The organism is Rothia nasimurium, from assembly GCF_928382285.1.
GTDB lineage: Bacteria > Actinomycetota > Actinomycetes > Actinomycetales > Micrococcaceae > Rothia > Rothia nasimurium_E.
Genome location: NZ_CAKMSS010000009.1, coordinates 1 through 21,810 on the forward strand (window position 1 = coordinate 1; position 21,810 = coordinate 21,810).

The 21,810-nt window shown below is 61.7% G+C and carries 19 protein-coding genes and 2 riboswitches; of the genes, 5 read left to right on the forward strand and 14 right to left on the reverse strand.

Going from position 1 to position 21,810, the window contains the following annotated elements; translation table 11 throughout:
• Nucleotides 1-256: 256 nt before the first annotated feature.
• Nucleotides 257-478 (reverse strand): DUF6290 family protein, encoded by a 222-nt coding sequence (locus L6758_RS09350; protein ID WP_237186906.1) that lies wholly within the window; start codon nucleotides 476-478, stop codon nucleotides 257-259.
• Between the two features lie 136 nt (nucleotides 479-614).
• On the opposite strand from L6758_RS09350, the gene L6758_RS09355 reads away from it, so the two are divergent.
• Entirely contained in the window at nucleotides 615-1,079 is a 465-nt protein-coding gene (locus L6758_RS09355) for a GNAT family N-acetyltransferase (protein WP_237205870.1), read from the forward strand.
• Here L6758_RS09355 and L6758_RS09360 read toward each other — a convergent pair.
• The 9 genes from L6758_RS09360 to L6758_RS09400 form a co-directional block, all read right to left on the reverse strand.
• A complete protein-coding gene (locus tag L6758_RS09360; protein WP_237205869.1) occupies nucleotides 1,076-1,849 on the reverse strand; it encodes a trimeric intracellular cation channel family protein in 774 nt (257 codons plus the stop codon). The genes L6758_RS09355 and L6758_RS09360 overlap by 4 nt on opposite strands.
• Nucleotides 1,850-2,317: a gamma-glutamylcyclotransferase family protein gene (locus L6758_RS09365; RefSeq protein ID WP_237198710.1), complete on the reverse strand. Its 468-nt coding sequence runs from the start codon at nucleotides 2,315-2,317 to the stop codon at nucleotides 1,850-1,852. It lies immediately after the preceding gene.
• Nucleotides 2,318-2,400: 83 nt separating this feature from the next.
• A complete protein-coding gene (locus L6758_RS09370) occupies nucleotides 2,401-3,615 on the reverse strand; it encodes a glutathionylspermidine synthase family protein (protein ID WP_237205868.1) in 1,215 nt (404 codons plus the stop codon).
• Nucleotides 3,616-3,620: 5 nt separating this feature from the next.
• Nucleotides 3,621-4,241: a hypothetical protein gene (locus L6758_RS09375; protein WP_237205867.1), complete on the reverse strand. Its 621-nt coding sequence runs from the start codon at nucleotides 4,239-4,241 to the stop codon at nucleotides 3,621-3,623.
• A gap of 120 nt (nucleotides 4,242-4,361) precedes the next feature.
• Entirely contained in the window at nucleotides 4,362-6,470 is a 2,109-nt protein-coding gene (locus L6758_RS09380) for an AMP-binding protein (protein ID WP_237205866.1), read from the reverse strand.
• A gap of 380 nt (nucleotides 6,471-6,850) precedes the next feature.
• Nucleotides 6,851-7,747 (reverse strand): type IV toxin-antitoxin system AbiEi family antitoxin domain-containing protein, encoded by an 897-nt coding sequence (locus L6758_RS09385; protein ID WP_237196747.1) that lies wholly within the window; start codon nucleotides 7,745-7,747, stop codon nucleotides 6,851-6,853.
• Nucleotides 7,748-8,003: 256 nt separating this feature from the next.
• A complete protein-coding gene (locus L6758_RS09390) occupies nucleotides 8,004-8,861 on the reverse strand; it encodes an ABC transporter permease (protein ID WP_237205865.1) in 858 nt (285 codons plus the stop codon).
• Between the two features lie 2 nt (nucleotides 8,862-8,863).
• Complete coding sequence (locus L6758_RS09395) at nucleotides 8,864-9,904, reverse strand: aliphatic sulfonate ABC transporter substrate-binding protein (RefSeq protein WP_237205864.1); 1,041 nt, start codon at nucleotides 9,902-9,904, stop codon at nucleotides 8,864-8,866.
• Nucleotides 9,905-9,912: 8 nt separating this feature from the next.
• Nucleotides 9,913-10,719 (reverse strand): ABC transporter ATP-binding protein, encoded by an 807-nt coding sequence (locus L6758_RS09400; protein ID WP_237186914.1) that lies wholly within the window; start codon nucleotides 10,717-10,719, stop codon nucleotides 9,913-9,915.
• A gap of 4 nt (nucleotides 10,720-10,723) precedes the next feature.
• A riboswitch (SAM riboswitch) is annotated at nucleotides 10,724-10,817 on the reverse strand.
• Between the two features lie 201 nt (nucleotides 10,818-11,018).
• Nucleotides 11,019-11,119, forward strand: a riboswitch (SAM riboswitch).
• Nucleotides 11,120-11,228: 109 nt separating this feature from the next.
• Between L6758_RS09400 and L6758_RS09405 the strand changes: the two genes are divergently transcribed.
• Nucleotides 11,229-12,695 carry an LLM class flavin-dependent oxidoreductase gene (locus tag L6758_RS09405; RefSeq protein WP_237205863.1) on the forward strand — a complete coding sequence of 489 codons (1,467 nt, stop codon included), beginning with the start codon at nucleotides 11,229-11,231 and terminating at the stop codon, nucleotides 12,693-12,695.
• A gap of 95 nt (nucleotides 12,696-12,790) precedes the next feature.
• On the opposite strand, the gene cls is transcribed toward L6758_RS09405, so the two are convergent.
• Nucleotides 12,791-14,290 (reverse strand): cardiolipin synthase, encoded by a 1,500-nt coding sequence (gene cls / locus L6758_RS09410; protein ID WP_237186916.1) that lies wholly within the window; start codon nucleotides 14,288-14,290, stop codon nucleotides 12,791-12,793.
• A 141-nt stretch (nucleotides 14,291-14,431) separates the two neighbouring features.
• On the opposite strand from cls, the gene L6758_RS09415 reads away from it, so the two are divergent.
• Nucleotides 14,432-15,088, forward strand: a complete 657-nt coding sequence (locus L6758_RS09415) for a TetR/AcrR family transcriptional regulator (RefSeq protein ID WP_237205862.1) — start codon at nucleotides 14,432-14,434, stop codon at nucleotides 15,086-15,088.
• 111 nt (nucleotides 15,089-15,199) lie between these two features.
• Nucleotides 15,200-16,162 carry a phosphoglycerate dehydrogenase gene (locus tag L6758_RS09420; RefSeq protein ID WP_237205861.1) on the forward strand — a complete coding sequence of 321 codons (963 nt, stop codon included), beginning with the start codon at nucleotides 15,200-15,202 and terminating at the stop codon, nucleotides 16,160-16,162.
• A gap of 349 nt (nucleotides 16,163-16,511) precedes the next feature.
• Here the strand turns inward: L6758_RS09420 and L6758_RS09425 are convergent, their stop codons facing one another.
• Nucleotides 16,512-18,263 carry an ABC transporter ATP-binding protein gene (locus L6758_RS09425; protein ID WP_237205860.1) on the reverse strand — a complete coding sequence of 584 codons (1,752 nt, stop codon included), beginning with the start codon at nucleotides 18,261-18,263 and terminating at the stop codon, nucleotides 16,512-16,514.
• A gap of 119 nt (nucleotides 18,264-18,382) precedes the next feature.
• On the opposite strand from L6758_RS09425, the gene L6758_RS09430 reads away from it, so the two are divergent.
• Entirely contained in the window at nucleotides 18,383-18,961 is a 579-nt protein-coding gene (locus L6758_RS09430) for a hypothetical protein (RefSeq protein ID WP_237205859.1), read from the forward strand.
• 91 nt (nucleotides 18,962-19,052) lie between these two features.
• On the opposite strand, the gene L6758_RS09435 is transcribed toward L6758_RS09430, so the two are convergent.
• Both L6758_RS09435 and L6758_RS09440 read right to left on the reverse strand, forming a co-directional pair.
• Complete coding sequence (locus tag L6758_RS09435; protein ID WP_237205858.1) at nucleotides 19,053-20,264, reverse strand: ABC transporter permease; 1,212 nt, start codon at nucleotides 20,262-20,264, stop codon at nucleotides 19,053-19,055.
• A complete protein-coding gene (locus L6758_RS09440) occupies nucleotides 20,264-21,796 on the reverse strand; it encodes an ABC transporter permease (protein WP_237205857.1) in 1,533 nt (510 codons plus the stop codon). The genes L6758_RS09435 and L6758_RS09440 overlap by 1 nt, the downstream gene beginning before the upstream one ends.
• Between the last annotated feature and the right edge of the window lie 14 nt (nucleotides 21,797-21,810).

The following is a 21,810-nucleotide window of genomic DNA, read 5'->3' on the forward strand; positions in this document are numbered from 1 at the left end:
CCCGAACATGTCGCGTGGGTGCAAAATGAGCTCAACGAAACACCCCGACAAATCCTCGGCGGCGCAACCCCACGTGAAATACTTAACGAACTATTCAAGCGTGGCGCATCCACCGCTTGATTCCGCCCCCGGTCCCTCGGATTATCTAACTGAACTACCTGGTCAAGGTAAGTCTTAATTCTACGAATATCCGGCTTATCGAGCTTTCTAATCGATCGTTCAAACTCTTTTGCCAGTACTAATTGCCAGGCCACATTCAGACCCCGAGCTCATCCCACAATTCCTGGGCGGGGCGGGTCTCACGGCCGTCTGCCTCGAAGCGCGCCAACGCCTGCTGTGCCCATACCTGTTCTTCCTGCTGCTCAAGATAATCAAGTACAGCAGAACGCACTAGCTCTTCGGTGCTCGTACCAAGAGCGGAAGAAAGACTCTGTAGCTGTGCCTCTTCAGTAGCTGTAAACTCAACATGCACGGTCATAGGTTCTCTCCTTACTGTGCTTTCCAGTATGGCAAACGGCTGTACTTTCAACAATAGGATATTGTTCTGGGCTTGCTTTCTGTAATGAAAAAGCTGGGAGTATTTTCAGGGATAAGCGCACGGTAAAGTTTTGCCCATGAACACCGCTTTTACTTTTTTAGTAGGTCTGGTACCCAGCCAGCAGGAACTGGTAGATCTCTATACCTCTGTTGGGTGGAGTGCTTACACCGACCACCCTGAAAACCTGGTGCCCATGTGCACAGGTAGCCTTTACTTGGCGGTAGCCCGCGAGGATGCCACCGGCCGACTCGCCGGGCTGGTGCGGGTTATCGGCGATGGGGTCAGCATCAGCTATATTCAAGACCTACTCATCAACCCGGACTTTCAGAAGTCTGGCCTGGGCTCCCACCTACTCGACATGGCGTTGGACGCCGTGGGTGGCGTCCACCAGGTCTACATCACCACCGACACCCACCCTAGCAACCAGCACGTCATCGACCTCTACCGGGGCAGAGGCTTTGCTCCCGTTGAGGGCTACGGCTGCGTGACCCTGGCGAAATTTACATTTGCTGAGGTTAAAGGGGTGAATGCTACACCCTAAGACCGCCCCTCGCGGTGGGCGCGGGCTGTTTCTTCGTCAATAATGCGCATTTCCTGGGTCAGCGGGGCACCGGGAACCCACCGGTCGCGCGAAGCCGGGCGGCGGCGTCCTAACCGCAAACGTGGCCGGGGCACCTTGAGCTGAACCGGCTCCGGCAGCTGCCAGCGGCGCCACCGCGCCAAAATACCCATGACTAGGCAGGTCACAATAGAAAGAGCCATGCCCAGCACCTGCTGGTCCCACAAAACCACGCACAGGGCAACCTCAGAAGCCCCCACAAAAGCCACCGTGGCATAGAGCGGGCTCCCGCCCAAAATCGCCGGAATACGGTTGACCATAATGTCGCGCAGCGCCCCGCCACCCACAGCCGTCACCACACCCAGGGCAATCGCCGGCAGCCAGTGCAGACCCAGGGCGAGGGCCTTGATGGTTCCGGTGGCGGTCCAACAGCCCATGCCGAGAAAGTCCGCCACCAGCAGGGTTCGGTCAGCCCAGCGGGAACCAAAATCCATGAGATAGGCCAGAGCCGCAGACCCCAGCGCAGCCACCCAATAGTAGCTATCGGTCAGAGCAACGGGAAAACCGGTATCAAGCAAAACATCGCGAATAATGCCCCCGCCCATCGCCGTAATGACCGAGAAAATAATGAACCCCACAATATCGAAACGGTGGGCGCGAGCAACCGCCCCACCCAACAGACCGTTGGTGACAATAGCGGCAACATCAATCACACGGAACCAGGTTTCTGGCTCAAAATCAAAAGGGGGCATTTACTCGGTCCACTCGCCGCCCGGCACCAGGGGGTAGCGCTCCCGCAGCTGCGCCTGCTTGCTCACCGGCGGAATGTAGACCCAGGCGGTGACCGGCTCACCGGCGTCCGTCACAACCTCGGCCAGTACCCGGTTGTAGAGGTTGTCATCGTGCACAGGACGCGCGGGGTCGGTCCCCTCAAGCTCATCGAGGGATGCAGCAACGGCCTCCCAGTCGGCGGGGTCTACGAAAACCAGGGTGCCGCGCACCACCGGGGCGGGGGCGTCCGCGCCTGTATCACCGCTGCCAGTTGACGTGCTGACCGGGGCGGACGCCGGGAGCAGGTAGGGGTAGGAGCCGTTCGTGACCAGCTCGTAGCCGGTAATAGTCGCATCGGTGCGGTTGGAATCAGCCCCGCGGAACCAGCGATTATTGCTCATGCCGGGGCGCAGGGTGCCGTAAACGAAAACGGGGTGGTGGGCTGTCATGCCTCTATCGTACCTATGAGGTGCGCTCAGAAAGTTAGGTGGCGCAGGCTCACAGCGAGCGCGAGCCTGCTTCACCTATTCGCTTACTTGAGCACCGTCGGCACGAACCGGCAGTAACCGTCGGTAATTGCCCCGTCTGATTCGCGCACGCCGAAGCCCACGGAGCGTCCGCCCACCACCCAGGCCCCGATGACGGGGTAGTTGGGTTCGCCGGCGTCCCCGGTGAAGTTGGGCGGCTGCACGTACTGCTGGTAGATGTACTCGTGGTCGGCGGCGGTTTCGGTCATGTAGCCGTCGGTGTGGGCAACCTGCACCCCGTGGGTCGGGGCGTTCACTACGATACCGTCGCCCTCCCGCCCAAAGATGGGTTTCTTGACCCAGTTGGTGAAGCCGTGGCCGGGCGACAAGGACGCCGGCAGCAGCAGTGGGTGCCCCGGGTAGAGTTCCCAGAGGGCGACCATCAGCACCTTGTTGGAGAGGAACATCTTCCAGGCAGGCTCAAACCAGTTCTCCATGGCAGCGTAGCCGCCCTCGAAGAGAACCTGCCCGTAGGCGTCCTCAACCATGTCTTCCCACGGGTAGAGCTTGAAGAGGTTGTGCACCTGCCGGTCGCGGTCATCGAGCCAGATGCGGCGGTCGGCCTCCCAGTAGAGGTCGTCGATGCGCATGATGTGGGTCGCCCAGCCCGCCATATGCGCGGCGTGGGCTACAACTTTGAGGTTTTCAAGGTCCTCACCCAGCTCATCAATTTCTTCGTTAACACAGGCCAAGTGCAGAACCGGGTGCTTGACTCGCTGGCGAATCTGCGCCCAGCGAGCGACAAAGGCGTTGCCCAGGTCGTTCCACTCTTTGAAGCCGCGCAGATCCAGGCGCTGATCCTTGAACCAGGTGGACTGGCTGACAGCAGCCTCCACCAGGCCAGTGGGGGTATCGGCGTTATACTCAAGAATTTTGAGGGTATGGGTTTCGGGATTGTAGACAAAGTCAAAGCGGCCGTAGAAGTCGTATTCGTGCCAACGCCAGGAATCGATCGCCAGTTTGAGCGCCGCCTCGCTCAGCCCCAGCTTGTGCTTGAGGGGCCCCGAAATGATGTGGTCGATAGCCGCGACGCACATGCGGTGGGCCTCTTCGACCTGCTCCTGCAGCCAGAGGGCCTCGGCCACGGTGAACTCGTAGGCAGCAAACTCGTTCCAGTAGTGGTCGGTGTCGTCGGGGCCTTCGAGCGAATAGATCAGCCCTTCGGCGGCGATAGTCTGCTCCCAGTTATGGCGGCCCAGGGGGAAGGACAATCGTCTCATTGGCCTTAGCCTCCCTTGGTTCCGCCGCCGGTCTTCGACCCGCCGCCAAAGCCGCCACGACTCTTCTTGGTGGTGGTGTCTTTGTTAGCGTCCCGATTGAAACCGCCGTAGGAGTCCCCGCTCTGGCTCGACTTCACCTGCGAGTTCTCCACGGTATAAGAGCTCTTTGACTCGCGGAAAGACTCGGCAAACCCGCCGCCCTGCGAAGGCAGGTTACGGAAGACCGTGCCATCGGACGGGCGAATCTCCGACCCGCCTGCCACCTTCTCACCCACTTTGGGCAGGGTCGATGACGAAGAATAGGGCACCCAATAGGAGCGCCCGACCCCGCCTCCGCCGCCACCGCTGCTGGAACCTGAGCCGCTGCCGTCCTCACACTCGGAGTTCTCAAGACGCTGCCCGGTGCCCGGGTCGTAGCAAATCTCGGCGTACTCCTTGGAACTGCCGCTGATCTGCGAACTGGTGGAGGAACGTCCGCCCTGCTTCTGCGACGACGAGGACGAGCCGCCCAGCAGGGGCGCAACACGGGTCGGGGCGGCGTGGTTGGTGGCGCCAATACCGATGATGGCTGCCCCGCCCGCAAGCAGGGCAAGCACGGTCTTGGTCGCGCGTGAGAACCTTGGCATGGAATCTCCCGATGGTAGGTGAGTGTGTTCCCTCCCTATTTTAGGGCGGGTAGGCGCTCACCTGTGCAAAGGGGCGCCCGCAGGGTGGGCAGACGGACGCACGGGGCGGTTCGGGTGCCTTTAGCGGGTTGCCAGCACCTGGGCGATAGCTTCGAGAGCTTCCTCGTTCTGCAGGGAGGAGGTATCGCCCAGTGACCGGCCCTGGTAGAGCTCACCGAGCAGGCGGCGGGTAATCTTGCCCGACCGGGTCTTAGGAATATCGGCTACGGCGATGACGTCCTTGGGCTTGGCAATCGGCCCAATCTCGTGGCGGATGTGCTCGGTCAGCGCCGCCTTCAACTCTTCGGCGCTCAAGGCACGACCGGCCTCAGAGAGAGTCACATAGGCAACCGCCTGGTGGCCGGTCAGCTCGTCCTCCACCGGGCAGACCCCGGCCTCCACCACAGCCTCATGCGTGACCAGGGCAGACTCAATCTCAATGGTCGACAGGCGGTGGCCCGAAATGTTAATGACATCGTCGATACGACCCAGAATATAGACATCGCCCTCGTCATCGACCTTGGCGCCGTCACCGGCCAGGAACCAGCCGCGCTCGCCGTAGTGGCGCCAGTAGGAATCGAGGTAGCGCTGGGGGTTGCCCCAGACCGTGCGGGCCATGGACGGGCCAATCTTATCGACCACAATGAAGCCCTGCAGGCCGGGCTCCACGTCGACCCCGTGCTCATCGACCACGCGGGTTGAGATACCCGGAACTGCCCGGGTCGCACAGCCGGGCTTGGACGCCGTGTGGGGTGCGTCGTCCACGAAGGTGCCAGCGGGCGCGAACTGGGGGTCGTGCGGACGCGGTGAGCAGACGGTCGAGCCCGTCTCGGACTGCCACCAGGTGTCGATGAAGGACGCGGTGCCCCCGCCCACGTGCGTCCGTAGCCACCGCCAGGCCTCGGGGTTGATGGACTCGCCCACCGACCCCAGCAGACGTACCGACGAGAGGTCGTACTTGTCGGCGGGTGGGCCGTCGGGGAAGGCCCCCATGAGGGAACGAATCAGGGTGGGAGCGGTGTAGTAGTTGGTCACCCCGTAGCGTTCAAGCACCTCAAAATGGCGCTCAAAAGTGGGGGTGTTGGGGGTGCCTTCATAAATCACCTCGGTAACGCCGTTGAGCAGCGGCCCGTAGATTTCGTAGGTGTGGGCGGTGACCCAGGCCAGGTCGGCGGTGCACCAGTGAACGGTGTTCTCGACCTTGGCGGGGTCGTTGACGGTTGATAGCTCGTCCACGCGGCGCTGGCCACTCTCGTCCTCAATCTCGGGGAGCAGGTCAAAGAGCAGGGCGTGGGTGTAGGCCACCTGGGTCAGGTAGCCCGCGGACGTGTGCACCAGGCCCTTGGGCTTACCGGTGGTGCCGGAGGTGTAGATGATAAAGAGCGGGGTTTCAGCGTCAAAGAGCTGGTAATCGTGGGTGTCGGGCAGGTTATCGACCAGGTCGTGGTACCAGACGTCTCGGCCCTCGGTCCAGGGCACAGCGGCATGGGCTTCGGGGGTGCCAGCGGTGCGGTCAACCACAATAACGTGCTCGATATTGTTTTCACCCGAGCAGGCTTCGTCGGCGGTGGCCTTGACCGGAACCACGGTGCCGCGGCGGTTCTGCCCGTCGGTGGTAATGAGCACCTTAGCGCCGGTATCTTCCACGCGAAACTTCAGGGCCTCAGCCGAGAAACCGCCGAAGACCAGGGAGTGAATAGCGCCAATACGGGCGCAGGCAAGCGTGAAGATGATGGTTTCGGGAATCACCGGCAGGTAAATGACCACACGGTCACCCTTGCCGATGCCCAGCTTCTCCAGGCCGTGGGCTGCCTTAGCGATCCGGTGCTGCAGCTCGGCATAGGTAATGGCCTCGCGGTCACCGGGTTCACCTTCGAAGTAGAGGGCCACCTTATCGCCCTTACCCGCTTCGACGTGGCGGTCTACGCAGTTGTAGGCAACGTTGAGCTTGCCGCCCTCGAACCACTTAATCTCGGGCACGGTGAACTGCTCGATACCCTCATCATCGAGGCCCAGGCTCTGCGGCTTGGCGAAGGTGTGGGGGTTGGCTTCGTCAAACATCTCACCCCAGGTCAGGCGGGCCTTGGCCTGGTCAGCCCAGAACTGGATTCGGGCTTCATCTGAGATGAGCGCCGGGTTGGGCGTGGGATTGAAGGGGTCGGTGTACACGAAGTCGGCAGGTGCGCCCAAGGGTATCTCCCATCGGTAGCTGGCTGTAGCACCGGCGCCGGTTCTCGCAGGACGCCCGTGGGCGGCTTGTTCGGCGTGGTTGCTGCGATCGTCGTAGAGCCAGGTCTCTCGTATCGCTCTTGATGGACAAAATCTCTTTCAGGGTAAGCACCTGCGAGCCACTGCTACTAAACCGTGACGCCCCTTAACGTTTATGACGCCGCGTGACGCACGTCCGTCCGCCTGCGTCCGCTGCCCCCGCACGTCCGTCCGCCCCGCTGGCCTTGAGTGTGGCGGGAAATGCCATCTGCACGAGAACCGTTCGCGCTGATGGCACTTACCGCTACACACAACTATCACGCCCATGCATAAGGAGGCTGCACCCCGCATCCGCTGCACTTCTAGCGCACCCCGGCACCAATCAACAGAGCGCGGAAGGCCTCGGGCGACCGCATAATATCGTCCCAGGTGACACGCAATACCCGGTACCCGAGTTGCTCGAGATCCCGGTGGCGTCGCTTCTCCCGCCGAATCACATGAACCGGGTTACCATGACTGCCGTCGTATTTCACGTTGCCATCAACCTCCACAATGACCCGAAACTCCTCCCACAGAAAGTCAGGACGGTACACAGAATTACCTACCCGGATACTCACCTGTTCCTGAGGTGGGGTGAAACCCCAGGTCACAATGCGGTAGCGGGCAATAGTTTCTGCGGGAGACTCAGCCTTATCACTCATCAGTTCTGCAACCGCACGAGCGGTGCACACACCCTTGCCCTTCAGCCGCGTGATAGCTTCCCGTAAACCTTCCATCGACACAAGCTTTCGGTTCAGAAAGTAGTCAGCAACGCAGAGAGCATCAAGTACGGGGAGAGTCAGAGCGCAATCAAGCACGGTCTGCAGCGGCGAGGTAACGAAAGCTCCCTGATGGAAGATACTGTCAGCGCATATATCTTCACGCCCTCTGCTGACGTGCACCTGCGGTCGTGACCGCACTGTGGAGGCGGGGTGGCTCACCCAAATTTTGCGGGGGAGCCGCAGTAGGGGCGCATCCCACCAGAGTGCTGCAGATACATGACTGAGCACGTAATGCTGGTGCGTTTTGATAAAGCTGACGTGGCGAGCTTTGGTGCGGGTTGCCTCGTCCCATTGAATCCACTGCTGGGCATCAACATAGGCGTTAGGCATAATTCGAATCAGCCTGCCTTGAGCACAGCGCCGGCGGATGGTGGAAGGGCTGATGCCTCCGTGCCTTAGCTCTCGGGCGGTTTTGATGTCGTTGAAAAAATGTTCCATGGGGCGACTCTTGCCCTGGAAAGCTGACATGGCAAGAGCTACCAGACAATCTGTGGATAACTTGTGCCTAAATCGGCGGGTCTTTGCTGCCAGCGATTAATGTGTCGTGATGGTGACGCGGATGTGCAGAGGCATGGCACTCGCAGCAGCGGCACTCGTGAATGTAACGCTAAATGCCATCTGCACGAGAACCGTTCGCGCTGATGGCATTTAGCGTTACATTCAAGGGTGAGAGACGAACCTCCCACCTCTTCTTCTAGTTGCTGGGGAACCGGGCCTTGACCCAGCGTTCAAATACACCCAGCAGGGCGTCGGTGATCTTACCCAGGATAGCGAGTAGCACGATGGCCAGGAGCAGGCGGTCGGTGCGGCCGTTATTCTGGGAGTCGGTGAGTAGGAAGCCCAGCCCCATCGAAGCACCGAGCAGTTCGGCGGCGACCAGGAAGAGCCATGCCTGCGCCAGGGCCAGCCTCAGACCCGAGACCACAGCGGGCAGAACGGCAGGTAGCTGCACGGTGGTAAAGAGGTTGATGCCGCGGACGCCGAAGGTGCGGGCCGCCTCAACCAGCTTGGGGTCCACGTGGGCTAGGGCCGCCGAGACGGTGGTGTAGACGGGGAAGAAAGCGCCGATAGCGATGAGGGTGACCTTGGAGTTCTCACCGATGCCGATCCAGAGCAGCAGCAGCGGCACCCAGGCCAGCGACGGCACAGCGCGCAGGGCGCCGATGGTGGGGGCGGCGAGCACCTGGGCCCAGCGGGAGAGCCCTACCCAGGCTCCGAGCACCAGCCCGAGGATAGCCCCGATGCTGAAGCCCAGAACCACGCGCTGGGTCGAGATAGCAACGTGCAGGCCGAGCTGCCCGCGTCCTGCCAAATCAAGGGCAGCGGCAACCACCTTCGAAGGGGCAGGGAGCTGCACCGCGCTAAAGACTCCGGCGGTGCTCAGGTACTGCCAGAGCGCCAGCAGAACCAGGGGAAGCAGGGCGCCGAGCCAGGGTGCCCAGCGGCGGGTGAGCAGGGGGCGGCGGGGTACCTTCGCGGACGCCGGTGTTTCGGTGCGCGCCAGACGGCGGCGGGTTGCCGGTTGGGTGGTGAGATCAGAGGTAACTGACATGATTACTCAGCCACCAGGGTTGAAATGCGGGCGGGGTCGGCCTTCTGGGCAAAGGTGTCGTTGACGATGCTGCCCAGGGCGGTGTCTACTTCGTCTTGTGAGGCAACGTCGCCGGATTCAACCAGGTAGGGGCCGACCTTCTCCAGTACGGCGAGCTGCTTGTCGCCGGGTACGTTATCGATATCGAGGTAGGTGCGGTCCCAGACGACCTGGGCGGTTTCAAGCTCAATTCCGGAGCCGTCCGCCAGAATCTGCACGGCCTCTTCTTCGTTGGCGAGTGCCCATTCGCGGGCGTATTCGTAGACGTCAACGATGGTCTGGGCGGCTTCGGGGTCGCTCTCGATGAAGTCCTCGGTGGCGTTCAGGAAGCCGTAGGTGTTGAAGTCGACGTTGCGGTAGAAGAGGGTGTTGCCGTCCTCAATTTCGGCGCTGGCCATGATGGGGTCAAGGCCGCTCCAGGCGTCTACGGTGCCCTGGTTGAGGGCGGTGCGGCCGTCGGCGTGCTGTAGCTGCTCGATGGTGACCTCATCGGGTGACACACCTGCTTCTTCAAGAGCTTGGAGCAGGAAGAAGTAGGGATCGGTGCCCTTGGTGACGGCTACCTTTTTACCGGCCAGGTCTTTCACCGATGAGACACCGGTGTCGGTGCGGGTCACCAGAGCTGACCACTCGGGCTGGGAGTAGAGGTCAATCACCTGAATGGGGGAGCCGTTGGAGCGAGCCAGCAGGGCAGCTGAGCCCGCGGTGGAACCCACGTCAATCGCACCGGAGCGCAGGGCCTCATTAGCCTTGTTTGAACCGGCTGACTGTACCCACTCGACGTCCTTACCCTGCTCTTGTAGGGCGGTCTCAAGCCAGCCCTTTTCCTTGATAATCAGGGAGAGCGGGTTGTAGGTGGCGTAGTCGATGGTGACGGTGGTGTCGCCCGCTGCTGCAGAAGTATCGGCGGTCGAGGCGTTTTCCCCTGCCAGGCACCCGGTCAGTAGCAGGGTGCCGGTTGCGAGCAGGGCAGAAGTGGTGGTGAGACGAGAAATGAGTGACATGTGTGTTCCTAGTGTTCTTCAACGCCGAGTTCGGCCAAAAGTTCTTTGCGCAGGGACGAGAGCGCGGGGTTGCCGCGGTCGCGCGGGCGGTGGTCGGGCACCTCAACAATGCGGGCAATCGTCGCGGGCGCGGCGGGGTCCGGCTTACCCAGCACAATCACCCGGTCTGAGAGGTAGAGGGCCTCTTCCACATCGTGGGTGACCAGCAGGACGGTGGCCGGGTCGTGGGCATGAATATCGAGCAGCAAATCCTGCATGTTGATGCGGGTCAGGGCATCAAGGGCGCCGAAGGGCTCATCGAGCAGAAGGACGCCGGGGTTCCGCGCCAGCGCCCGAGCCAGGGAAGCGCGCTGAGCCATGCCACCGGAAATCTCACGGGGGCGGTGCTGGGCGTAGTCTGCCAGCCCCACGACATCCAGAAGGCGGGCAACCTGCTCGCGGGCGGCGTCCTTGGGGGTACCCTTGGGCAGACCCAGCGCCACGTTCTTCTCAACGGTGCGCCAGGGCAGTAGGCGAGGCTCCTGGAAACCAATAGCCACACGGGAATCGAGACCCCGTACCGGGCTACCGTCAATCGTGACGGTACCGGCGGTCGCTGCCCCCAGGCCGGCAGCAGCCCGCAAGAGAGTCGACTTGCCGCAGCCCGAGGAGCCAATAATCGAGATAATCTCACCGGGGTAGGCGGTAAACGACACGTTTTCAAGGACGGTGCGGGTCTCCCCGCGCTCGCCGATGAAGGTCTTGCCGACGGCATTGAAGTCAATTTCGCAGGCGGTGAGGGTGGTGGGGGTGCGTTCTAGCGTGGGTGCGCTCATGCTTTCTCCATCGTCTCTTGGCGTTAGCACCGACCCCTGGTGTAGGGAGGTTGCTGCGACGTCGTTGAGCCAAGTCTCTCGGTCGCTCTGGATGGTTGACGCTCTCAACGCTAGGGGCCGGTGCCGCGGCCGGGCAAGAGTATGACGCGGTATTTCGCCTGGTTACGAGTGTGACGCTGTGGGTAAAACTGACCGAAACTCGCTGCCCGGTTACACGCGACTCACCCCGTGCCACAATGTGAAACGTAGCCTCAGATGCTTGCACCTGGGCGGGCCGGGCGGGCTACACTAAATCTCAAGATCAAGAGTCCCAACGTCAAGCTCTGGCTAGTTGGGCGGCAACCCTCTCCCGTAGCGGGGTGCCCCAGATGAGGATCAGGCAGTAATGCAAGTACGGCGCAACCAGGCGCCACCTTCGCGAAGGCTCGGCGCCTTTTACTTTTGGGTAAGGACGCCGGTGGCAGCACGGGCGCGAGGGGCCAAGCACCACCTGTGAAAGGGCCCGGTTCATGACCGAGAAGAAGCGCATCGTCGTCAACGCCTTCGATATGACTACCACTAGCCACCAGAGCTTTGGTTTGTGGCGTCACCCCCGCAACCGTGCGGATGAGTACAACACCATCAAGTACTGGACCGACCTGGCTAAGGTCTGCGAGAAGGGTCTGTTCGATGCTGTCTTTATCGCTGACGTGGTGGGTGTCTACGATGTCTACAAGGATTCAGTAGCTCCCGTGCTGAAGGATGGCGCCCAGGTTCCTGTGGGTGACCCCTTCCTGCAGATTTCTGCTATGGCCGCTGTCACCGAGCACCTGGGCTTTGGCGTGACCGCCGCTGTGACCTACAACCAGCCCTACACTCTGGCCCGCTCTTACTCCACCCTGGATCACCTGACCGGTGGTCGCGTGGGCTTCAATGTGGTGACCTCCTACCTTCAGTCTGCTGCTGAGAACCAGGGTCTGCCCGGTCAGATTGAGCACGATGAGCGGTACGAGATTGCCGAAGAGTTCCTCGACGTCTGCTACAAGCTGTGGGAAGGTTCGTGGGAGGACGGCTCTGTGCCCCGCGACCGTGAAAACGGTGTCTTTGCTGACCCCTCTAAGGTTCACCCCATCCTGCACAAGGGCAAGTACTTCCAGGTGCCCGGCATCGCCCTGACCGAGCCTTCACCCCAGCGCACCCCCGTGATTTTCCAGGCCGGTGCGTCCTCCCGCGGTCAGGCTTTCTCGAGCCAGCACGCCGAGGCTATCTTCATTACCGCCCTGCGCCCCCACCTGACCAAGGTGCTGACCGAACGCATCCGTAACGAGGCTGAAAAGGCCGGCCGCAAGCGCGATGACGTCAAGATCCTGGCTATGCTCTCCGTCGTTGTGGACGAGACCGACGAGAAGGCCCAGGCCAAGTACGCCGAGTACCTCAAGTACCAGAATGTTGAGGCGTCCCAGGGCATCATCGGCGGCTGGAGCGGTCTTGACCTGGACCAGTTCGATGAGGACGAGGCCCTCAAGTACGTTGAGACCGAGTCTATCCAGTCCTTCCTGACCCCCTTCACCCTGCAGGATAAGGAGAAGGAGTGGACCCGCAAGGACATCGCCGAGCACTGCGCCACCGGCGGTATGGGTGCGGTTCTGGTGGGCTCCCCCCAGACCGTTGCCGATGAGCTGGAGAAGTGGATTGACGAGGGCGGCCTGGACGGCATCAACCTGGCCTACCATGTTTCCCCCGGCTCCTTTGAGGACTTCGTTGAGTTCGTCGTCCCCGAGCTGCAGAAGCGCGGCCGCTACCGCACCGCTTATGAGGGTTCCACCCTGCGTGAGAGCCTCTTTGGTGAGGGCAACAAGTATGTGGACGAGCGCCACCCGGCTGCCAAGTACCGCGGCGCCTACGCGGGCAAGCCCTCTGCTGCTGACACCCCGGCTCGTGACTTCCTCAAGCTGGCGCTTGAGAACGCTGAGAAGGCTGAGGCCGCAGGCCACTAGGTCTTAGAGCTGTAAGGACGCCGCCCCGCACCTTCCTGCCAACGGGCAGGGGAGTGCGGGGCGGCGTCCTTATCTTCTTTATGCCGTGCCGACGGTTAGAGCAGGGCGCTCCACAGGCGGCAGAGGTTCTCGGCAACCTTCTGGTGGTTGGGGCGGTTGACCCACTCGTCGTAGCGCAGGCGCTTGCAGCGGGAGATGTAGTCCCGGGCTACGCCTTCGAGTTCCTGCACCATAGCCTTGCCCACGATAAAAGTGGAGACCTCAAAGTTGAGGGCGAAGGAGCGGGGGTCCATGTTGGAGGAGCCGATGAAGGTGATTTCGTCGTCCACAATCATGAACTTGGAGTGCAGAACGGTGGGGCCGGGGTACTGCTGAATGTTCACACCCGAGCGGAGCAGCTGCTCGTAGTAGGAGCGCTGCCCCATAATCGGCAGGAACTGGTCGCCCTTCTCGCAGACGATCAGGGTCACGTCGATACCCGAGAGTGCCATGTTGGTTAGGGCCTGCAGCAAGGTTTCTTCGGGTACGAAGTAGGGGGAGCAGATGATGATGCGTTCTTCTGCGTTGTAAATCAGGTGGTTGATCAGGCGCAGGTTGTTTTCGGTTTCGAAACCGGGGCCAGAAGGCACGATTTGGGCGAGCGGACGCTGGCCCTCCTGCCCTGCCTCATCGTGGGCTTCGATGTCGGCGTCGATTTCATCGAGCAGGAGTTCCTTGGTTTCGGCATACCAGTCGGAGACAAAAACCGCGTTGAGCTCGTGCACGACGGGGCCGGTGCAGAAGAAGGAGAGGTCCTTCCACACTAGGCCCTTTTTGATGTTGCCCTTGAGATTGTAGGTGCTATCGATAGCATTCTGGGAGCCGGAGAAAGCCAGCTCGCCATCGATGACCACAATCTTGCGGTGGTTGCGCAGGTCGGGCCGCTGCCACTGGCCCTTCCAGGGCTTGAGGGGCAGCATGAGCCGCCAGGGTACCCCTGCATCGTTGAGCTTGCGCTGGAGTTCCTTCCAGCGGGGGTACTTGCGGGACCCGATATGGTCGATGAGCACGTGAACCGCTACACCGCGCTGGTGGGCGCGCACCAGGGCATCCCAGAGGGGCTCTGTGGTGCTATCGAGGGCGGTGATGTAGAACTCGAAGTGAACGTACTTCTTAGCCTGGTCGATTTTCTCGGCGATTTCCTGCAGGGCCGCATTGTTGTCGTGGCGTAGCTCGAAGTCGTTGCCGCCAATCAGGGGCAGGGCACCGAGCTTGTAGTTGAGGTTAGCTGCCACCCGCGCAGGCTCAGAGAGCTCCGGGTCGCCCAGCACGGCGTCATCCCCCTCGATGGAGTCCTTAATAATCTGGTTCATGCTGCGCTGGCGGCTGCGGCGGTGCCGGGGCACCAGGTTGGAACCAAAAATCAAGAAAGCAAACAGGCCCACGAAGGGAATAAAGAAAATCGCCATCAGCCAGCCGAGCGCGACCACCGGTTTACGGTTGTAGGGCAACCAGAAAATAACGGTGATGCGGATGAGGATATCGATAACGACCAGGGTTATCGAGAGCCAATCCGGCAGGTTCGTGATATCGAGAAAAGGTAGGCTGAAGTTCACCTTTCTAAGTCTACCCGGGGTCCGAGTGCGGGGTGGGGCTTGTCCACATAGTCAGAAAGCTCTCTACGCGCGATGCTCGTACCCTGCCCGTAATATCTCACCTAGCTTAGGTTCTCTGCACCTCTGCAATAGACTGGTGGTGTGAAGAAACCCGAGAAGTCCGTGCGCCAGCAGCGCCGGGAGCGAACCCACACCGCGATTCACGAGGCCGCGCTCAAGCTTGTGCTTGAGAAGGGCCTCAAAGCCACCACTACCGACGAAATCGCTGAAGCTGCCGGGGTCAGCCCCCGCACCCTCTTCAACTACTTCGCCAGTAAAGAGGACGCCGTGCTCGGCCTGCGCGCCCCCGTCATCACCGATGACATCCTGCAGCGCGATGCTGCCCGCCAGGACCTCTACATCTTTGAGCGCGTCGCCCACCTGATGCTCGACATCATGGTCGCATCGGTCGACAGCCCTACCTACCCGCAGGTGCGCCCCCTGGTGCAGGAGTACCCGGAGCTGCGCTACCGCCTGAAAACCCACCATATCGAGTGTGAAAAGACCCTGGCTGACCTGCTGCGCACCGTCAACTGGGTGGAGTTCAGCGCGAGCGGACGCCGCGGCCCCTGGCCCTACCTGCCCGAAAGTGAAGCCGGGGAAGGAGCCTCAGAGCCCCGCCTGCGTGCAGCCCTCTGTATCACTTCGGCCCTGCTCCGCTATATGGACTACACCCGAGGCGTCCCCGAGGGTACTGAGCGCGATGAGGTAATCCGCGAGGCCGTGCAGACCTTCCGCCACCTGCTGCGCGAGGACTAGCCGCGGCCCTGTCCGTCATGCTGCGTCACGGGTAGGCCTGGCAGGGTCCTGCGGGGGTAAAGTGGCTAGTGGGTGCCCCCGCGCCTAAAACTTGGAACAAAGGAGTACACCATGAAGATTCTTCTGCCCACATCAATCACCCTTGACCAGAGCGCCCTGGGCGCTGAAGCCGGCGACGAGCTGGTCAGCTACGACCCCACCGTCAACATCGCCCCCGAACACCACGACGCCGACGTACTGGTGGCATGGGGCAACACCAACGACCAGCTCAAGGACGCCGCAGCCCACCTTCAGCAGGTAGAGCTGGTCCAGGCCCTGCTGGCAGGCCCCGACCAGGCACGCGCCGCGGGCTTCCGCCCCGAGGCTGTCATCGCCTCCGGTAGCGGCCTGCACTCTAAGACCGTTGCCGAACACACCCTGGCCCTGGCCCTGAATTTCGTGCGTTTCCTACCCACCCTGGCCGAACACCAGGCACAGAAGAACTGGGCCACCGAGCTGGGCGGCCCCCAGGAGCTGCACCCGGCCGACCAGGTCACCACCCTGCTCGGCGCTAAGGTCACCATCTGGGGCTTCGGTTCCATCGGCCAGGCAACCGCCCGCCTCTTCGACGCCTTCGGCGCCGACGTCACCGGCATCGCCCGCTCCGCCGGTGAACGCGCAGGCTTCCCCGTAGTAGCTACCGACGAGATTGACTCAGTCCTAGAGACCACCGACATTCTGGTCATGATTCTGCCCAACTCCGAGGAAACCAAGAACTCCCTCGATGCAGCCCGTCTGGCCAAGCTGCCCCAGCGGGCCTATGTCATCAACGTCGGCCGCGGCCCCACCGTCAACGAAGCTGACCTGATTGAAGCCCTCAACTCAGGGAGCATCGCCGGTGCCGCCATCGACGTGGTGGTCGAAGAACCCCTGCCCTCCAGCGACCCCCTGTGGGATGCCAAGAACATCATCATCACCCCCCACTCAGCGGGCGGCCGCCCCGTCGAGCCCGAAGCCCTCATCAAGCAGAACCTACAGGCCCTGCGCGACGCCCGCGCGGGTAAGGACGCCAACTGGCGCAACAAGATGAATTAGGGATTCAGTGTCGGGGTAGGGCGAGTAATGCAGTGCCCGTGCTAGCGCCAGCTGACCCTCTCGGGCTCGCGCTGGGGCGCTCGCCCGATTCACGCCAGCCCCAGCCAGCTGGCTTCTAGCACGGGCACCGCATTATGCCTGTTCCCTCGGCATCTTCAAGTATGCGGGCAAAGCAGGCTCACAGCGAAGCTGTTGGCTCGGGGCTGGCGTGAATCGCCCGTGAGCGCTAGCGAACCGGCGAGAGGGTCGGCAGCGAGCGTGAGCCTGTGAAGCCCGCAAAACTTTATTGATCTCTGGGTACACAAAAGGAGCTCCACCAGAATCTGGTGGAGCTCCTTTTGTCTTGTGGTTAGCTGACGACGTGGCCGGTCTCGTCCAGCAGCTTGGCGCGCAGTTCGCGGCGCTCAGCCTGGGCATCCGGGTCGGGCAGCGGAACAGCGGCCAGCAGGCGCTGGGTGTAGACCTCACGGGGGTGGCGCAGGATCTGCTCACGCGGGCCCTGCTCTACGATTTCGCCGCGGCGCATCACCGCGATGCGGTCTGCCAGGGCGTCGATGACGGCCAGGTCGTGGGTGACGAAGAGGCAGGCGAAGCCCATTTCTTCCTGGAGCTCGCGGAAGAGTTCCAGTACGCGGGCCTGGACCGATACGTCGAGGGCTGAGGTGGGCTCGTCCGCAATGAGGAGCTTGGGCTTGAGGGAGAGGGCGCGGGCGATGCCGACGCGCTGCTTCTGGCCGCCGGAGAGCTCGTGCGGGTAGCGGTTGCGGTAGGAGCGGGGCAGCTCAACACGGTCCAGGAGCTCCTCGATACGCTTCTGCAGCTCGGCTCCCTTAGCTACGCCAGCAAGCATCATGGGCTCACCGATGGATTCGCCGATGGGCAGGCGGGGGTTGAGGGAAGATGAGGGGTCCTGGAAGACCATACCTACGTGCTTGCGTACCTCGGCCAGGTCCTTGCGGCTGGGCTTGCGCATATCAATGCCGCAGACGTTCAGCTCACCTTCGGCAACCTGTAGGAAGCCCACGGTGGCGCGGCCGATGGTGGACTTACCTGAGCCTGATTCACCGACCAGCCCCAGAACCTCACCGGCACGGATCTCGAGGTTGGCGCCGGTAACAGCGCGGAAGGGGCCCACACGACCCTGCTTGGGGTATTCGAGGGCGACGTCCTTGAGGGAGAGGATGACCTCGCCGGTGCGCTGGGGGGCTACCTGCTCTAGCAGGGCGGTGGCCGGACGCTGGTTTTCGGCGGCGTCGTCGATGGCGGCGTTCACGTCGATTTCGTCGCCACCCAGGTGGAGCACGGCACCGAGTAGGGCCTGGGTGTACTCGTGCTGGGGGTTGTTGAAGACCTCGTGAATCTCGCCGGTCTCAACGATCTGGCCGCGGCGCATGACGGCAACACGGTCGGCCAGGTCGGCGACCACGCCCATGTCGTGGGTGATCAGGATGATGGCTGAGTTGAGCTTCTTCTGCAGGTTGCGCATGAGCTCAAGAATTTCTGCCTGCACGGTCACGTCGAGCGCCGTGGTGGGCTCATCGGCAATGAGTAACTTGGGGTTGGTTGAGAGAGACTGGGCGATCATGGCGCGCTGGCGCTGACCGCCCGACATCTGGTGGGGGTAGGAGTTGAAGGCCTTGATGGGGTCGGGCATTTCGACCATCTCAAGCATTTTGATGGCCTCTTCTTTGGCCTCTGCCGGTGAGATGTTCTTGTGCAGGCGCAGGGTCTCAACAATCTGGTCGCCCACGGTCATGACCGGGTTCATGGCGGTCATGGGTTCCTGGAAGATGACGGCGACTTCTTCACCGCGCACGCTGAGAAGCTCGGTGTTGGTCAGGCCGATGAGTTCGCGGCCGTTGAGCTTGACGGAGCCGGTGACGCGGGCGTTCTTGGGCAGCAGCCCGATCATACCCATGGACGAAACGGACTTACCTGAGCCGGATTCACCCACAATGGCGAGGACCTCACCGGCATGCACCTCGTAGTTGAGGTTCATGGCGGCGGGAACCCAGGTACGTTCGACGCCGAAGTCAACGCTGAGGTCGCGGACTTCGAGGACCGGCTGGGCGCCGGTTGGCTGAGTGGTTGGTGTATTCACTGGTTTTCCCAACTCTTGGTTGTTTCTGTAGAAGATTGGTGTGGTGGAGCTGTCTCATCTGAGAGAATCGAGAGACTATGAAGTCTCAGTATTTGCAGAACCCTCCGGTTACCTTTCGCGTGAAGACCGCCCCTTTTTACACCTGGTGCGCTGTGCTGGTTGCAGCGAGCGTGCTGGTAGCTTTAGCTGTCAGCGGTGGCCTTTCGGCCCTACTGACCGGCGGCTGGGGCGTATTGTGGATGGCCTATACGGTCTGGTACGTGCTGGGCCGATCTCGCCTGGTTGCTGGTGCCGACGACATCACCATCTATAACCCCTTTGTAACCCACCGGGTCAATTACGCTGCCCTGATTGATATTTCAACCAAGTACCATCTGACCCTGGTGACTCCCACCAAGCGTTTTCAGGCTTTTGGTTTGCCGTCAAGCGGTATGGTGGCGTCCCTTTCTGCCCATCGTCAGGATCTTGAGCGTTTGCCCGCTATCACCTACGGTGCAGAGCGGTCAGTGCGCGCTTCGGATCTTCCGAATTCGGCGGCTGGGGCGGTTGCCCTGGTGCTGCGCGGCTACTGGCAGGAGCTGGTGGAGGACGAGGCCCTGGGGGCGGTTGATCCCCTTCAGCAGTCGCGGGTGGACGCCCGTGGGTTGGCTATTTTCGTCCTTTTGCTTCTGGCCGCTGTGGCTGGCTTAGTCTTCTAAGCTTTCGGTAGGCCGGGAGGTTCTGCCTTCTCTATTCGGTTATCAACGAGGCGGTGAGTGCTGGTGCGCTCACCGCCTCGAGCGATGAGAGCTACTTGTTCTGGGGTGAGCCTGCCGGGCCGTCCAGGTCCTGGTCAAGGGAGTCTGAGGTTCGGCTGCTGGCGGGGGTCTCTACCTCTGAGGCAAGGGAGGTGTGTACCGTGGCGGTGCCTGCCGCGGCAGTAGCTGCTGCGGGGGTGGTTGCTGAGCCGTCGATACCCACGCCGTTTTCGGCTGAGTGGGCGGTACGCTTGGTTGCCTTCTTGGGGTTGAACTTCTTCTGACGGGGGTCAAAGGCGTCACGCAGGCCGTCGCCAACGAAGTTGACGGCCAGTGAAATCACCAGAATGAAGAGGCCGGGGAACCAGAAGAGCCAGGGGCGGGTAGAGAAGGCTGACTGGTTAGCTGAAATCAGTGAACCCAGTGACCAGTCGGGGGCCTTGATACCGAAGCCCAGGTAGGAGAGCGCGGTTTCGGTCAGAATTGCGGAGCTCATCATCAGTGACACGTTCACGGTGACCACGCCGATGGCGTTGGGCAGGATGTGCTTGAAGATGATGCGCAGGTCCGAGGCACCTGCCAGGCGGGCGGCGTCCACGAACTCGCGTTCGCGCAGGGAGAGGAACTCTGCGCGGACCAGACGGGCCAGGGATGACCAGAAGAGCAGACCCACGACCACACCGAACATGATGGTGTTCCAGATGCCGTGGAAGTAGCTACCGGCCAGCTTACCGAGCACGGCGGTCAGCAGCATCAGGGGGATGATGATAACCATGTCGGTAAAGCGCATGATGACGGCTTCAATCCAGCCGCGGTAGTAGCCTGCCAGACCACCGAAGAGCACGCCGAGGAAGCCGGCGATGCTGGTAATCAGAATGACCACCAGGAAGGTGTTCTGCACGCCGCGCATGGTCATGGCGAAGAGGTCACGACCGGTGGCGTCCTGGCCGAACCAGTGCTGGGCGTTGGGGGCTGCACCGTTCACGATGGGGTTCATCTCGGTGTAGTTGTACTTCCACCAGCCGGGGATGGGGCCCACGCCGATGGAGGTGAGGGCCAGCAGGAGCACGGCGACCAGGATAGCCAGTGAGATGACCGCACCGGTGTTCTGGCGGAAGCGCTTGCGCACAATCTGGCCCTGGGTCTTACCCACGGACTCTTGAGCGCGGATATCGACGTTGGTTTCGACGGAGCGCAGGGCGGTGGTCTCGGTGGTGGGCTCCTTGGCGGGCCCTGAGCTGAGGTTCTTGTCGTTGGTGCTCATTATGCTTTCACCCTCACGCGCGGGTCGAGGGCTGAGTAGAGGAGGTCAGCCACAAGGTTGAAGACGAGCGCCAGGATGCCGGTAAGCAGGAAGACGCCCATGACGGGGTTGGGGTCGGTGTGAGCCAGCGAGTCGAGGAAGAGGGTACCCATGCCCTTGAAGGCGAAGATACGTTCGGTGATCGCTGCGCCGCCGATGATGCCGCCGATGTCCATGGCGATGATGGTGGCCAGGGGGATCAGGGCGTTGCGGAAGGCGTGCTTCATGACGACGGAGCGTTCGGAAACACCCTTGGCGCGGGCGGTGCGGATGTAGTCCTGGTTCATGATTTCGAGCATGGACGCACGTGAGTAGCGTGAGTAGGAGGCCAGCGAAATCAGGGTCAGGGCGATGGTGGGGAGCAGGATGTGGGTGAGGGTATCTGTGTTCAGAATCCAGAAGTCACCCTGCAGGTTGGGGGTAGAAGCGTTGGCGGTGGGGATAGGACGGCCCTTGATACGGCTGTTGCTGATGTAGGCGGGCCAGGCCTGCATGAAGCGGTCGGCGATAATCAGCAGGGCCATGACCAGGCCGGTGAGCATACCGACGCGGGCACCCTGGCCCTTGTCGTAGCCGCCCCAGAGCAGGCCAACAACCCAGCCCAGAGCCATGAATGCCAGGGTGATGAGGACGACCATGAGCATGGTAGCCAGATCGAGCAGGTCCTGTAGGGGGAAGTAGGCAGCTAGGCCAGCGACGACCATGGTTAGACCTGCACCCAGGGCACGGCGGTTACGCAGGCCGGAGACCAGGATGGTGAAGATGATGGCGGCGCCCAGGCCCAGGGGCAGCATGAAGGGGATGCCCAGGAAGGGGGTGAGGAACCACTTAGTGGTGGAGACGAAGATGATAGCGCCTGCGGTGATGGCGAAGCCCAGCAGACCCATCAGGTAGCGGGTCTTCTGCTTGCCGAAGGAGGCGGAGTACCAGAAGAGGCCTGCTAGTACCGATATGAGCAGGGTTGTGGGTATGGTGACCACCGGGTTGCGGAGGAAGTCGTTGAAGCCGATGGCGACGAATTCCTTGAGCAGAACTGCGATCCAGAAGGAAGGCAGGGAGAAGAAGAGGAAGCTGGCGAAGGTAACGGTGTAGTCCAGGCCTGAGTACTGGCGCAGGGCTGAGATAATACCCAGGCTGACACCGATTAGGATGGAGAGCACGGTGGCTGCTACGACCAGGGTGAGGGTCTGGTAGACAGCGTTGGAGAGAAGCTGGGTAACGGGGGTACCTGCCAGGTTCTGGCCAAAGTCGCACTTACCTGCGAAGCAGCCGAGCACACCGCCGAGCCACTTGAAGTAGCGCAGGGGGGCAGGGACATCGAGATCGAGGGCATCGATGCGCTGGGCAATCAGTGCTTCTTTGTTGGGGGAAGTCGAGGTGCGTAGTTCTTCGAGGGGATCGCCCGCGATAGCTACGAGGTTGTAGATGAGGAACGATGCACCGAAGAGAATGAACACTGCGGTGATCAGGCGCCTCACGGAGTACATGAGCATGATGAATCCTGATG